Origin of the sequence: Micromonospora auratinigra, assembly GCF_900089595.1 — a bacterium.
Classification (GTDB): Bacteria; Actinomycetota; Actinomycetes; order Mycobacteriales; family Micromonosporaceae; genus Micromonospora; species Micromonospora auratinigra.
This window is the reverse complement of the sequence record NZ_LT594323.1, coordinates 133889-146594: the sequence shown is the minus strand read 5'-3', so window position 1 is coordinate 146594 and position 12706 is coordinate 133889. Positions and strand designations below refer to the sequence as shown.

General features: G+C 71.1%; 15 protein-coding genes, 1 tRNA gene and 1 pseudogene. 6 read left to right on the top strand and 11 right to left on the bottom strand.

The window, feature by feature from the left end:
* Positions 1 to 26: 26 nt before the first annotated feature.
* Positions 27 to 662 (bottom strand): adenylate kinase family protein, encoded by a 636-nt coding sequence (locus GA0070611_RS00700; RefSeq protein ID WP_231921589.1) that lies wholly within the window; start codon positions 660 to 662, stop codon positions 27 to 29.
* An 88-nt stretch (positions 663 to 750) separates the two neighbouring features.
* Complete coding sequence (locus tag GA0070611_RS00695) at positions 751 to 1485, bottom strand: hypothetical protein (RefSeq protein ID WP_091655829.1); 735 nt, start codon at positions 1483 to 1485, stop codon at positions 751 to 753.
* Positions 1486 to 1585: 100 nt separating this feature from the next.
* Between GA0070611_RS00695 and GA0070611_RS00690 the strand changes: the two genes are divergently transcribed.
* On the top strand, positions 1586 to 2080 hold the full coding sequence (locus tag GA0070611_RS00690) for an SMI1/KNR4 family protein (protein ID WP_091655828.1): 495 nt from the start codon (positions 1586 to 1588) through the stop codon (positions 2078 to 2080).
* Here GA0070611_RS00690 and GA0070611_RS00685 read toward each other — a convergent pair.
* Both GA0070611_RS00685 and GA0070611_RS00680 read right to left on the bottom strand, forming a co-directional pair.
* Positions 2062 to 2973, bottom strand: coding sequence for a phosphotransferase enzyme family protein (locus tag GA0070611_RS00685; protein ID WP_091655827.1), 912 nt, complete (start codon positions 2971 to 2973; stop codon positions 2062 to 2064). The two genes, GA0070611_RS00690 and GA0070611_RS00685, sit on opposite strands and share 19 nt — an antisense overlap.
* Positions 2974 to 3073: 100 nt before the next feature.
* On the bottom strand, positions 3074 to 3538 hold the full coding sequence (locus GA0070611_RS00680; RefSeq protein WP_091655826.1) for a hypothetical protein: 465 nt from the start codon (positions 3536 to 3538) through the stop codon (positions 3074 to 3076).
* A 237-nt stretch (positions 3539 to 3775) separates the two neighbouring features.
* Here GA0070611_RS00680 and GA0070611_RS00675 point away from each other — a divergent pair, with 237 nt between their 5' ends.
* The gene (locus tag GA0070611_RS00675; RefSeq protein WP_091655825.1) at positions 3776 to 4927 is read left to right on the top strand and encodes an epoxide hydrolase family protein; all 1152 of its coding nucleotides are present in this window, start codon (positions 3776 to 3778) and stop codon (positions 4925 to 4927) included.
* Between the two features lie 145 nt (positions 4928 to 5072).
* Here GA0070611_RS00675 and GA0070611_RS00670 read toward each other — a convergent pair whose 3' ends face one another.
* A complete protein-coding gene (locus GA0070611_RS00670) occupies positions 5073 to 5906 on the bottom strand; it encodes a hypothetical protein (RefSeq protein WP_091655824.1) in 834 nt (277 codons plus the stop codon).
* 113 nt (positions 5907 to 6019) lie between these two features.
* Between GA0070611_RS00670 and GA0070611_RS32340 the strand changes: the two are divergent.
* A pseudogene (locus GA0070611_RS32340) lies at positions 6020 to 6396 on the top strand (tyrosine-type recombinase/integrase); the annotation flags it as partial.
* A 67-nt stretch (positions 6397 to 6463) separates the two neighbouring features.
* Here the strand turns inward: GA0070611_RS32340 and GA0070611_RS00660 are convergent.
* Both GA0070611_RS00660 and GA0070611_RS00655 read right to left on the bottom strand, forming a co-directional pair.
* Positions 6464 to 6535 (bottom strand) — tRNA-Val (locus GA0070611_RS00660).
* A gap of 50 nt (positions 6536 to 6585) precedes the next feature.
* On the bottom strand, positions 6586 to 7119 hold the full coding sequence (locus GA0070611_RS00655; RefSeq protein WP_091655823.1) for a TIGR02611 family protein: 534 nt from the start codon (positions 7117 to 7119) through the stop codon (positions 6586 to 6588).
* 274 nt (positions 7120 to 7393) lie between these two features.
* Between GA0070611_RS00655 and GA0070611_RS00650 the strand changes: the two genes are divergently transcribed.
* A complete protein-coding gene (locus tag GA0070611_RS00650; protein WP_053653619.1) occupies positions 7394 to 7825 on the top strand; it encodes an SsgA family sporulation/cell division regulator in 432 nt (143 codons plus the stop codon).
* A 62-nt stretch (positions 7826 to 7887) separates the two neighbouring features.
* On the opposite strand, the gene GA0070611_RS00645 is transcribed toward GA0070611_RS00650, so the two are convergent.
* The gene (locus tag GA0070611_RS00645) at positions 7888 to 8667 is read right to left on the bottom strand and encodes a glucose 1-dehydrogenase (protein WP_091672267.1); all 780 of its coding nucleotides are present in this window, start codon (positions 8665 to 8667) and stop codon (positions 7888 to 7890) included.
* Between the two features lie 160 nt (positions 8668 to 8827).
* On the opposite strand from GA0070611_RS00645, the gene GA0070611_RS00640 reads away from it, so the two are divergent.
* Entirely contained in the window at positions 8828 to 9742 is a 915-nt protein-coding gene (locus GA0070611_RS00640) for a helix-turn-helix transcriptional regulator (protein ID WP_091655822.1), read from the top strand.
* Between the two features lie 7 nt (positions 9743 to 9749).
* Positions 9750 to 10205, top strand: a complete 456-nt coding sequence (locus GA0070611_RS00635; protein ID WP_091655821.1) for an RrF2 family transcriptional regulator — start codon at positions 9750 to 9752, stop codon at positions 10203 to 10205.
* A gap of 18 nt (positions 10206 to 10223) precedes the next feature.
* Here GA0070611_RS00635 and GA0070611_RS00630 read toward each other — a convergent pair whose 3' ends face one another.
* From GA0070611_RS00630 to GA0070611_RS00620, 3 genes are read right to left on the bottom strand one after another with little or no spacing between them, the layout of a single operon-like run.
* Positions 10224 to 10832, bottom strand: coding sequence for a malonic semialdehyde reductase (locus tag GA0070611_RS00630; protein ID WP_091655820.1), 609 nt, complete (start codon positions 10830 to 10832; stop codon positions 10224 to 10226).
* On the bottom strand, positions 10829 to 11374 hold the full coding sequence (locus GA0070611_RS00625; RefSeq protein WP_091655819.1) for a flavin reductase family protein: 546 nt from the start codon (positions 11372 to 11374) through the stop codon (positions 10829 to 10831). The genes GA0070611_RS00630 and GA0070611_RS00625 overlap by 4 nt, the downstream gene beginning before the upstream one ends.
* On the bottom strand, positions 11371 to 12705 hold the full coding sequence (locus tag GA0070611_RS00620; protein ID WP_091655818.1) for an LLM class flavin-dependent oxidoreductase: 1335 nt from the start codon (positions 12703 to 12705) through the stop codon (positions 11371 to 11373). Before GA0070611_RS00620 ends, GA0070611_RS00625 begins: the two co-directional genes overlap by 4 nt.
* Position 12706: the final 1 nt, after the last annotated feature.

Genomic DNA, 12706 nt, shown 5'->3' with positions numbered 1-12706 from the left:
CGTCCCGGCTCGGCCCGACCGTTCGATCAACTCCGCGCGAGTCGACCGGTCAGCTCGGTCACGATCTCGTCCGGTGGGCGGGTGGCGTCGACGCTGAGCAAGGAACCCGCGAGGCGGTAGCGGGCCAGGACGGGGGCGCTCTGCCTGCGGTAGGCGCTCAACTGGTGGGCGACGGCCGCCGGGAAGTCGTCCGCACGATGGACCAACCCGCTCCCGCACCGGTCACAGACGCCGTCGACGCGCGTCGGCGACGACTCGACGTGCCAGCGCGTCCCGCATCCCCGGCACAGACGACGCCCCGTCAACCGGCGTGCCGCCTCGGCGTCGGCCAGGACCAGCTCGACCAACTGGAACCCCACCGGCTCCAGCGACCGCAGCACCGGCAGCACCGGAAACCCCGACCAGAAGACGAAGCCGCCGACCGCGTCGGGCTCGCCGAGCCGGCGCTGCACGGTGGCGGCCACCAGGTCGAGCGGTGGCGCCTGCCCGGCGTTCATGAACCGACGCAGCTCGTCGCCCAACTGCGAACCCGCACGTACCGCGGACTGCACCGCGTCCAGCATGGAGGTCGAGATGACGCCGAGTCCACCGGCGAGGCGGTCCGCCACCTCGGCCGTCTCCGCGCCGGGCGGCCCGATCAGGACCAGCCTGCGCACCGCCATCGCCACGACCAGACCCTAATCCTCCGGAGTCGATGACGCCGGGCCCGAACTCACACCTCGTTGCCGTCGACAGCAGTGACCTGTCTCATCAGATGAGCGCGGTCAGGCGCCGTCTCGGCGGTTGGTGCGCCGATAGCGGTTTCAAGTCCTCGTGGCCGAGTCGGTGCGCGATGGCCTGGGCCTGAGCGGCTGGATCAGTCTCGTCGACCGGGAAGGTCACGACATATCTGCCCGGCAAAGCGAATCGCTGCCCGCTCCGGTCGCGGGCGTAGTAGCTGACCTCGACCAGGTCCGGGCGTTCCTCCGGCGCACGGATCGCGACATAGCTGCGTATCCACGGTCCGCCGTCCTGCCCGAATCCCTCCCGCCACAACACGGCTCGGAGGTCTTCGGCAACCCATCGTGCCGGCCACCCTCGGTTGGCCCGCCCCGTCGCCCGGGCCAACTCACGCGCGTAGGCCTGCGGGTCGAACCGGAAGATGCCCAGCCCGATCTCGGGCCTCGCTCTGAGCACCCTGCCGATGGCGGTCAGGTGCCAGCAGTCCCAGATCACTTCGGAGCCGGCCTGATGAACGCGGACTGTCAGTGCGTCCTCGGTCGTGTCGGATCCACCTACCGCGATCTCCCGGGCTTCCGCTGACACAGCGAGCCCGTCCGGTCCCAGCAGCCACGAGGGCGCGAATCCGGCTACCGGCATCCCGTGAAAGCCGTCGGGTGGATATGCCGTTGCCACCACGTCAAGGCCGTTGACGAGGATCCGCATACGGTGTGACGAGAACTCGGCGGGAAACAAGAGCGGTTCCAGCTTCAGCACGTCGAGCACCGCGAAATTCTAGCCCCGTCAGCGGCATCGTCCCCGTTGCTGTCGACAGCAACGGGACACCGGCGCCCCGGGACCGGCTCCGACGGACTACCGTCGACCCGTGCTCGATCCCGCAACTGTCTTCGACGAATCCGGCCCGTTCGAGGATCGGCTCACCGACGAGACCCTACGGGCGGTGGAAGCGCAGCTCGGCCACCGGTTGCCTGCCGCGTACGTGGACCTGGCCCGTCGACACAACGGCGGCGCGTTCGCCCGTGCGGCCCACCCCGCACCCCGCCGAACCTCATGGGCCAAGGACCACGTCGGCGTGTACGCGCTCGCGGCGATCGGCCGGACTGCCGAATTCAGCCTCTGCGGCCCGCTCGGCAGCGCGTTCTGGGTCGCCGAATGGCGCTACCCCGACATCGGCGTCTACCTCGTCGACTGCCCGTCGGCGGGCCACGACATGATCGCCCTCGACTACCGCTCGCCCGGTGAGCCGCCCGTCGTACACGTCGACCAGGAGCGCGACTACCAGATCACGGTCCTCGCCCCCGACTTCGAAACCTTCGTGGCAGGTCTCGTCGAGCAGTCCGACTACGATCTCGACGACTGATCGCCAGCCGCCGAGCGGCCGAGCCATCGACGCGCATTCTCCAGGCCAACGTCGTTGTCGGCCGCGCTCGTGATCCCGGTCAGGTCGTCGGCGACAAGGCGGCGGGCGAAGTAGTCAGCCTGCACCGCCCAGCGGAACCGGAGCAAGGCCGGCAAGCCGTGTTCCACCTCGGCGCTCGTCATCGTCCTGCCCTCCAGGTACGCCTCCACCAGGTGGTCCGCGTTGTCGAGGCCTCCGACATACATCACCGCCGACGCGAGGTCGTACAGCAGCGGACCGCTCATCGCGACACTCCAGTCGATCAGTCCGCACGCTCCGGTCTCGCGGTCGAGCCGGAATGCCTCCGGCGCCGGATCGGTGTGCAGCAGGCCCCACGACATGGACCCGACCCCAAGCGCCTCGTACCCCGCGAGGGCGGCCGCCACCGCGGGTCGGACCCAGGAACGAACTGCCAGATGTGCTGCCTGCGCGTCGACCCAGTGGAACCGGTCGGCCTCCGCGACCGTCACGCTTCTGAGGGCCGAGTGCACCCGCGCCAGGGTTACCCCGATCAGCCGTTGCTCATCCGGTCTCGCGCCGAGCAGCTCACTGCCTGCGACCCAGGTCAACAACCCGAGCGGCACTCCCTCGACATCGGCGACGAGGCTTCCGTGCCTAGTCACCACCGGGGTACCCGCCGGTACGCCTGCCGCCTGGACGTGAGCCGCGACCTCGAGGCCGCCGATGAAGGAGCGGCGCGATCCCGGCGCAACTGCCTTGGCCACCCACCGCTCACCGCCCTCGGAGACGAACCACGTCGCGGAGTTCATGCCGCCGTTGTGCACCTGAACCGTCGCGTCCGCCAGTCCCCACTGGGTCGCGAGACACGCGCGTAGCTGCCCGTCATCGATCACCAGCAGGAGTCAAACACCACCCGCGGCAACTGGCTACGCACTTCTGACCTCCCCATCGAGCCGCCCTCCGGGGAGCAGGCCGGGTCGATGGCGGACGGAATCAGTCGTCGAAGAACTGCTCGAGATCTTCGACGGAGCCGGGTCCGGTCAGGAACGCCTCGGCCTTGGCAATCGCATCCTCCGCAGGAGGGCCGTCTCCTTTCAGGAACTGCTGCATCCAACGCTCGCCCTGCTCGCCGACGGCGTAGATTCCGGACAGCAGCTCGGCCATGCCCGCAGGCCGGGGCGGGCGCTGCCCGACAACGGGTTGGAGCTCCCAGGCACCCGCTCGGGCAGCCAACCGGATCACCCCCGCCCAGTTGGCGATCCGCCCGATACGCACCTGCCACGGATCATCGATGAACGGGGCCAGCCGCCCACCGTGCAACGCGTTGGTGGCGGCCCCGACGTCCTTGATCACCTGCCGCTCCACGGCATCGCGGACCCAGCACCCGTCCTGCGCCTCGTCAACGGCGGCGGAAACCCAATCCCAAGCGCTGTCGAGTCGATCCGCGAATGCCGCCACGCCTACAGGTTGCCATCCGGACGTTGTGGGCCCTCGACGTCGGCCCCACATGAGCCGCCGCCTGATCTGCGACGCGTCGGCGCGCTGATCGTGGCAGAAGTGGATGTGTAGAGTGACGCTGTCAGCGATGAGGGGAGGTGAGCCCGGTGAACACCCAATGTCACGTCTGGGCGCTCCACCCGGCCATCCCTGTCTGCTGATCTCGCGTCGGGGAGCGCCCTCCAACTCGGAGGAACAATGACCTTCTCCCCCTTCCGTATCGACGTATCGGACGAGGTACTCGACGACCTGCGGGCCCGACTGCTCCGTACCCGCTTCACCGGCCGCAGCGACGACCAGCCATGGCGGGCCGGCACCGACCCGGACTACCTGCGGCAGCTGGTGTCCTACTGGATCGACGGTTTCGACTGGCGTGCTCGGGAAGCCGAACTCAACACGCTGTCGCACTACCAGGCCCGGATCGGCGGTCGGCGGATCCACTTCCTTCACGTCCCGGGGATACGTCCGGCCGACGCACCCGCACCGCTGCCGCTCATCTTGAGCCATGGCTGGCCCAGCAGCTTCGTGGAAATGCTGCCGCTGGTCGATCGCCTGACCAACCCCGCCCAGTACGGAGGCGACCCCGCCGACGCATTCGACGTGGTGGTGCCTTCCCTGCCCGGATTCGTCTACTCGGAGTTGCCGGACGGCCCGCTCACTCGCGCCGCGATTGCGCAGACCCTGCACCTGCTGATGACCGACGTCCTCGGCTACCGACGCTACGGCGCCTTCGGTGGCGACATCGGCGGCGTGGTCACCAGTTGGCTGGGCACCCTGTACACCGAGCAGGTGGCCGGCATTCACATGATCCACCCGCCGTTCCCGGCCAGCTTCGACTCCCGTCCACTGTCCCCCGCCGAGCAGGCGTACCTCGATGCGGACGCGGCCTACGACCAGACCGACGGCGGCTACAGCGCCATCATGGGCACCCGGCCGGACACCATCGCCGCCTCGTTGGTCGACTCCCCGGCCGGGCTGGCCGCCTGGATGATCGACAAGTACCGGGACTGGAGCGACAACCACGGCGACCTGGAAAGCCGCTTCGACCGGGACACCCTGCTGACAACGATCACCCTCTACTGGGCGAGCGGCGCCATCGGCTCCTCGTTCCGCCAGTACTACGACTTCGACCACAACAGCCCACGGCCCGACATCACCGTGCCCGCGGGGTTCACGGTGAGCACAGAACCCTCGTACGCCAACTACCCTCGCGAGATCGCCGAACGCGCCTGCACCGACATCCGGCACTGGAGCGAACCAGGTAGGGGCGGACACTTCATGCCCTTGGAGGAACCGGACCTGCTCGCCGGCGAACTGAGGCAGTTCTTCACGTCGCTCCGCCCGTCCTGATCAGGAGCGGGGCCGGGCCACATCGGCCCGGCTCCGCTCGATTTCCCCGAACACCGACCGAGAGGCCCCTGGGGCTGCGGTGCGGGCCGCGTTGAACACAGCATCCAACGACGTCATCCCCGTTACACATCTCCTCAGTTCAGGATCAAGCGGGCCTTGACGCACGTACGGACTCCGGCGGAACAGCCCGAGTCGGCCAACGTTGCCGCTCAGGGATCCAGGCCAGGGCGTCGGCCGTGGTCGGCTCAGTCAGAGCGACTACGGACTCGTCAAAGAGGTGCCACTCGTGCCGGGAATACGCTTCGGCGGCGATGAGCAACGTCGACGCGTGGTCGCCGTGCAGCAGGACCTCGCTCACGAGCCCCCCACCCTGACAGCCCTCGACAACGGTGTCGTAGACGACTTCCACCTGGTTGATCGGGCCGCGTACGAGTGGAATCCCTCGGCGGGACCGCAGCGAGCCGGAGTCGAGCTCCGGCAGTCGGAGTTCGACCGTCGGAATGAAGCAGAGGCCGGAGAGCGTGCCATCCTGGTAGATGCTCACCTCTGCCGATGCGTCGGCACCGATGGCGCGTAGCCAGGCGTAGGGCGTTCGCGCGGCGTCGGGTTCGGCCCACGCGATCGCGACATCGTCAGGACCAGACTCAAGGGCCCATTCCACTCCCTCCCACGACTCGACACTCATGGAGGCCAGCAGAAGTGCGGCCGAGATGTTCTCCGTGATCCAGCCGTGTCGGTCAGCCAGTCCAGCGGCAGCCAAGAGGTCCGCCACAGCCTCCCGCGTCATGGCGGCCAAGTCGTCCGCCGAAGGCATGATGTGCCCGCGCGCCGCGGAGAAGACCGGGAACGGGCCGCCGTCCTCCCGGAAGACGGCCCAGGCCGGTGCACCGGTCCGGTTGGTGAACTCCCAGCCAAGGCCGTCTCGGGTGCTCACATCGCTCGCGACCACCGCATCCCACAACGAGCGCCAGTCGGTCATCAGTCAGCTCCTCTCGGGTGTCATGGCCTGCCGCCAGCCCTTCATTCGCACGGTGGCGACTGTGCGCGGCGAACCGGCGGTGTGCGGTGGTTCCATCATCGGCCGTTGCATGATCCGCGAGAGCGGACGAGGATCCGCTCTACGCCGCGTGCGCCCTGGTCCTCGTCACCGGCCTCCGCAAGGGTGAGGCCCTCAGCCTGACCTGCGAGGACGTCGACCTCGACGCCGGAGCGCCGACCATCGGCCGCCAACTCCAACGGGTACGCGGCCAACTCCTGCGCCGCGACACCACGAAACCGGACTCGTCTTCACCACCCGCTAGGGCACACCTATCGAGCCGCGCAACTTCCCACGCTCTTGGCAGACGAGGTGCGAGAAAGCAGGCGTCAAGCCGATCACCGTCCACGACGCCAGGCGAACCTGCGCCACACTCCTGGCCGACCTGGACGTCCACCCCAGACTCGCCATGCAGGTGCTCAGCCACGCACGATGACCGGGCTGGTGTACGACAGCACAAAGGCCACCTCCCGTTGCCGGGAAGTGGCCTTTGACCTGCGTGGGCGATACTGGGATCGAACCAGTGACCTCTTCGGTGTGAACGAAGCGCTCTCCCGCTGAGCTAATCGCCCTCAGCGACGATGACTCTACCTGATCGAGCACCCGGACCAAAAATCGGGTCTCAGTGCGTCGCGAGGTAGTGCAGCGCCCGGGCGAAGAGGTCGATGCCGAGGCTGTACTTGAGCGAGGCCCAGACCACCACGGCGACGAACGCCAGGCCGACGGCGCCGAGCAGGAGGCGTACGGGCAGTGAGCGGCTGGTGACCCAGCGGGTCCAGGCGTGCACGTGCCGGCGGGTGAAGGCGAGCAGCCGGCGGGCCCAGTGGAACTCGACGGCCCAGACGCCGAGGCCGGCGATCACCAGCAGCCAGCCGGGGCCGGGCAGCGGGATGAGGGCGATACCGACGGTGACGATCAGCGCGCCGAGGATGCCGATGAAGATCTTGAGGGCCACCCGGCCGGTGGGGTTGGCCCGGATCAGGTCGAGGGTGGTGTGCAGCCGGCCCCGCCAGCCGCCGCGCCGGCGCTCCGCGACAGCGGTTCGCGGACCCTGTTGGGCTGGCACTTCGTACCCCCGCCTTTCGGCTGTTCGGGCCGCTCCTTTCGGCGGGTCGGCCGTGGTCCGCTGCTCCACTGAGGAACTCTTCGAGACCATTTCCACCCCCAGTGTCGCCCCGGACCGTCACCCCTGCTGAGGACTGGACGTTACCGGAGTAAGTCGACGACTGATCCACCCGTGCCGGGCGGCATCGAGGACTGGGCAGAACGGAAGATCCTACAAGAATTTTCACATTCTCGGCGGCGTTTCCGACCCCCTTCCCACCACTGGGTGAAGTCAGCGTATGGCGGAGCGTAGCCAGGAGTAGCACCTGAGTATGGGAAAAGCGGGACACGCGCGTTCCGCACGCGGTGCCGGGGGGAGAACGTCCATGAGTGTCATCCGACCGACGACCGTAGAGGTCGAGACGTCGCTAAGGCTCGTCGCGCCTGACGCCACCGCATTGCCGGTGCGTGCCAGTCTGCGCTACGACCCTGCTGACCCGTATGCGGTCCATGTCCTGTTCCATGCCGAATCCGCCGGCGGCGAGGCGGTGAGCTGGTCGTTCGCCCGCGAACTGCTGGTCACCGGGCTCGACGAGCCGGCCGGCATCGGCGACGTCCGGGTGTGGCCGTGGGCCACCCCGCGCGGCGACTTCGTCGCGCTCGCGCTGTCGTCCCCGGACGGCAACGCCCTCTTCGAGGTCCCTCGCAGCGTGCTGGTGCGCTTCCTGCGCCGGACCTACGTCGTCGTCCCGCGCGGCCGTGAGGCCGAGCACCTGGACGTCGACACGGCGGTCACCCGGCTGCTCGCCGGCCGCTGAACGACGCGAACCGGGGCCGCGCGGATCTGCCGAGTCCGCGCGGCCCCGGTCGTCGGCGCACGTCAGCCGTGCGTCGTGATGCCCCCGTCGACCGGGATCACCGCCCCGGTCAGGTACGCCCCGGCCCGCGACGACAGGAAGATCGCGGTGCCCGCCATGTCCTCCGGTCGGCCGATCCGGCCCAGTGGCACCTGCTGCTCGATGGCCGCCCGCGCCGCTGGGTCGTCCAGCGCGAACGCCATCATCTTGCTCTCGAACGGCCCGGGCGCGATCGCGTTGACCGTGATCCGCTCGCCGGCGAGCTGATGGGCGAGGCTGCGGGTGAGCATGTGCACGGCCGCCTTGGTCGCCGAGTAGGCGTACACCTCCATGAACGGGACGCGGAGGCCGTCGATCGACCCGATGTTGATCACGCGGGCCGGGTCGTCCGCGCCGGCTGCCGCGCGCAGCGCCGGCAGCAGCGCGGTGGTGAGCCGGAAGACGGCCTTGACGTTGACCGCCCAGAGCTTGTCGAAGGCCGCCTCCGGGTACGTCTCCAGCGGCGCGCCCCAGGTGGCGCCGGCGTTGTTGACCAGCACGTCGAGCCGGTCACCGGTGCGCTCCCGCACGGCCGCGGCCAGGCCCGACGCACCCTCGTCGTGGCTCAGGTCGGCGGGGATCGCCTCGCAGGTGCCCTCGGCGGAGAGCTCCTTCGCCACGCTCTCGCAGACGTCGGCCTTGCGCGAGGAGATGATCACCTTCGCACCGGCCCGTACGAAGCCCTGGGCGATCATCAGCCCGATGCCTCGGGAGCCGCCGGTGACCAGGACCGTCTTGCCTTCGACCGAGAACAGATCCGTCATGCCCATTCCATCGCGAGTCGCGGGAGCCGCGGGCCGCTGCGGCGACCCAGGCGCTACCGCTCGGTAACCTAACCGTCCCGCGTACGGGGCGACAAGGGTGACCGCGAGCGGCGGAAATGCCAACGTGCAGGATGCAGCGGGTCCGGTTAACGTCGGGACGATGGTCACTACCGGACAGCTCCCCCCGTCCAGCCGTACCGACCTGCGCTCCGCCCCGCCCGCGACGGACGAGATCGTGATCGGCGTCCTCGGCGACCTCGCGCCCGCGTCCGGCTGGTCCCGCCCGGTGCTGCTCGACGCGGAACTGCTGATCCTGGTCACCGGCGGTCACGGCAGCGCCGAACTGGACTTCCGGGCACTGCCCTGCCGCCCCGGCACGCTGCTGCGGGCCCGCCCCGGCCAGGTGCTGCGCTGCCTCGGCCCGCAGCTCGACGCGACCGTGGTCCGCTGGGGCGCGGACACGCTGCGCGGGCTGGACGTCGACCCGGACGCGGTGCCCGCGTACCGGCAGCTCGCCGGGGAGGACGAGGACGCGGTGATCAGCGAGGTGACCCAGCTGGCGGTGGACGCCGACCGGCACGCCGGGGTGCCGGCCGCCCGGTCGCTGCTGCGCCACCAGCTCGCCGTGCTGCTGCTGCGGCTGTGCCTGCTGCCGGGCCCGACCGAGCAGCCGGCGGTCCGCGCCGAGACCGACACCTTCCGCCGGCTCTGCCGGGAGGTGGAACGGGGCTACCAGCACACCCGCCGGGTGGAGGACTACGCGGCCCGGCTCGGCTGCTCGGTGCGTACCCTCACCCGGGCCTGCCTGGCGGTGACCGGACGCAGCGCCAAGCAGGTCATCGACGAGCGGGTGGCGTTGCAGGCGTGTCGGCTGCTGGCCGCCACCGACGAGCCGATCGCCCGGATCGGCCGGCGGCTCGGCTTTCCCGAGCCGACCAACTTCGGGCGCTTCTTCACCCGCGAGGTGGGGGCGAGCCCGGGGGCGTTCCGGGCCGCCCGGGACCGCCCGGCCCCGGTCCGGATGGTGCGTCCCCGTCAGCCCGCCGACTCCCCCGACCGGCCGGGACCGGCATGATGGCGGGGTGCAGATCTCCGCGCGCGGCGACTACGCGGTCCGGGCCGCACTGAGCCTGGCCGTCGCGTACCCCACCCTGCTGTCCACCCAGGCCATCGCCGCGGAGCAGGACATGCCCCGCAAGTTCCTCGAGGCGGTCCTGGCGGACCTGCGCCGGGCCGGGATCGTCCGGGCGCAGCGCGGCGCCGAGGGCGGCTACACGCTGGCCCGGCCGCCCCGGGAGGTCACCGTCGGGCAGGTCCTGCGCGCCGTCGACGGCCCCCTCGCCGGGGTACGCGGGCTGCGCCCCGAGGAGACCTCGTACGAGGGGGCGGCGCAGCACCTGCCCCGGCTCTGGGTGGCGGTGCGCGCCGCAGTGCGGCGGGTGGTCGACGAGGTGAGCCTCGCCGAGCTGGCCGGCGGCCGGCTCCCCGCGCACGTGCGCAAGCTCACCGCACTCCCCGACGCCTGGGAACCACGCTGACCGCACCGCCGAGCCGCGTCAGAGGGTGCGGACCACCTCCTCGTACGGCAGCCGGGGCAGCCGGTCCTGCCAGGCGTCCGGGCCGGGCCGGCCGATGTTGAGCACCAGCAGCACCCGGTGCCGGCCGTCGGGGAAGAACTCGCGTTCCACGCCGGCCGGGTCGAACCCGGCCATCGGCCCGGCGGCCAGCCCGGCGGCCCGGACGCCGACGATCAGGTAGCCGATCTGGAGCGCGGCGTTGAGCCGGGCCTGTTCCTCCCGGCCGGCCGGGTCGTCGGCGAACCAGCTCCGCGCCTCGGGCCGGTGCGGGAACACCTCGGGCAGTCGCTCGTGCCAGTCGGTGTCGGCGGCGAGCAGCGCGACCAGCGGGGCGGCGGCCGTCTTGTCCCGGTTGCCGGCGCTCAGGTGCGGCAGCAGCCGGGCCCGGGCCTGCGGCGAGCGCAGCAGCAGCACCCGCAGCGGCTGCGAGTTGGTGCCGGTCGGGCCGTACCGGACGAGATCGTGCACGGCCCGGACCTGCGCGTCGGTGACCGGTTCGGCGGTGAAGGTGTTGGCCGTGCGGGCGGCCCGGAACAGCAGGTCCTGGGCCGCCCGGTCGAGCGCGAGCAGGTCCACGGCGGCGGTCACGCCGGCACCGCCGTGCCGGCGGTGGTGTAGCCGCCCCGGTGGTGCACCAACGGGTCGCCGTCCTCGCCCGCGCCGAGCGCCAGGGGTTCGGCGAGCACCAGCGTGTGGTCGCCGGCCGGCACCCGGCGGACCACCCGGCAGAGCAGCCGGCCGAGCACCCCGTCGAGCAGCGGCAACCCGAACGGGCCGGCGGTCCAGTGCGGGTACGCGGCGAACCGGTCGATGCCGCTGGTGGCGAAGACCCGCGCGGCCTCGCGCTGGCCGGCGGCGAGCAGGTGCACGGCGACGTGTTCGGCGCGGGCCAGCACCGGCCAGCTCGACGACTCGACGCCGAGGCAGAAGGAGACCAACGGCGGGTGCAGCGAGACGGAGGTGAACGAGGTGGCGGTGAAGCCGGCCCGGACCGGCTCGGCGAGACCGCCGAGGCAGGACGGGTCGGCGGTGCCCCGGGCCACCGCGGTGACCACGGTGACGGTGCTGGCCTGCCGGCGCAGCAGCGCGCGGAAGGTGTCCCGGTCGACGGGGAGCAGTTCGCCGCTCACGCGGTCACCAGCTCGCGAGTGGCGTAGCCGCTGGCCGGGCGGGGCAGGCCGTAGTGCTCGCGCAGGGTGCGGCCGGTGTACTCGTGCCGGAACAGGCCCCGGGCGCGCAGCAGCGGCACCACGTGGTCGACGAACGCGTCCAGGCCGGAGGGGAGCAGTGGCGGCATCACGTTGAAGCCGTCTGCGGCGCCCTCGGTGAACCAGAGTTCGATCTGGTCGGCGATCTGTTCCGGGGTGCCGGCGACCACCCGGTGCCCGCGTCCGCCGCCGAGCCGGGTGATGAGCTGACGGATGGTCAACCGCTCGCGTCGGGCCAGGTCGACCACGAGCTGGTAGCGGCTCTGGTGCGACTGGACGGCGCTGACGTCGGGCAGGTCGGGCAGCGGCCCGTCCAGCGGCAGCCCGGTCAGGTCGAGACCGGTCATGCCGGAGAGCTGGGCGAGGGCGTGCTCGGGGACGATCAGCGCCGACAGCTCGTCGGCCAGCGCCCGCGCCTCGGCCTCCGTACCGCCGATGACCGGGGCGATGCCGGGCAGCACCTTGACGCCGTCGGGGTCGCGGCCGGCGGCGGCGGTGGCCCGCTTCAGCGCGGCGTAGAAGCCCTGCGCGTCGGCGAGGGTCTGCTGGGCGGTGAAGACGGCCTCGGCGTACCGGCCGGCGAAGGCGACCCCGTCGGCGGACGAGCCGGCCTGCACCAGTAGCGGCCGGCCCTGCGGCGGGCGCGGGGTGTTGAGCGGGCCACGGACCCGGAAGTGGTCGCCGGTGTGGTCGATCGGGTGCACCCGGTCGGTGTCGGCGAAGACCCCGGCGGCGGCGTCCAGGACCAGCGCCTCGTCCTCCCAGCTGTCCCAGAGCTTGACCGCCACGTCGACGAACTCGGCGGCCCGCCGGTAGCGGTCGGCGTGCGCCGGGTGGTCGTCGAGGTTGAAGTTCCACGCCTCCCGGGCCTGGGCCGAGGTGACGATGTTCCAGCCGGCCCGGCCGCCGCTGAGGTGGTCCAGCGAGGCGAACGCGCGGGCCAGGTTGAACGGCTCGTTGTAGGTGGTGGAGGCCGTCGCGATCAGGCCGACGTGCTCGGTGACCGTGGCCAGCGCGGCGAGCAGGGTGAGCGGTTCGAAGACGGCCTGGATGTTGTGCCGTACGGCCGGTCCGACGGCGAGGCCGTCGGCGAGGAAGACCGAGTCGAGGGTGCCGCGCTCGGCGGTCCGGGCGAGTTCCTGGAAGTGCCGGACGTCGGCGACCCGGGTCGGGTCGGTACGCGGGTGCCGCCAGGCCGCCTCGTGGTGGCCGACGCCCATCAGGAACGCGTTGAGGTGCAGGGTTCGGGACATC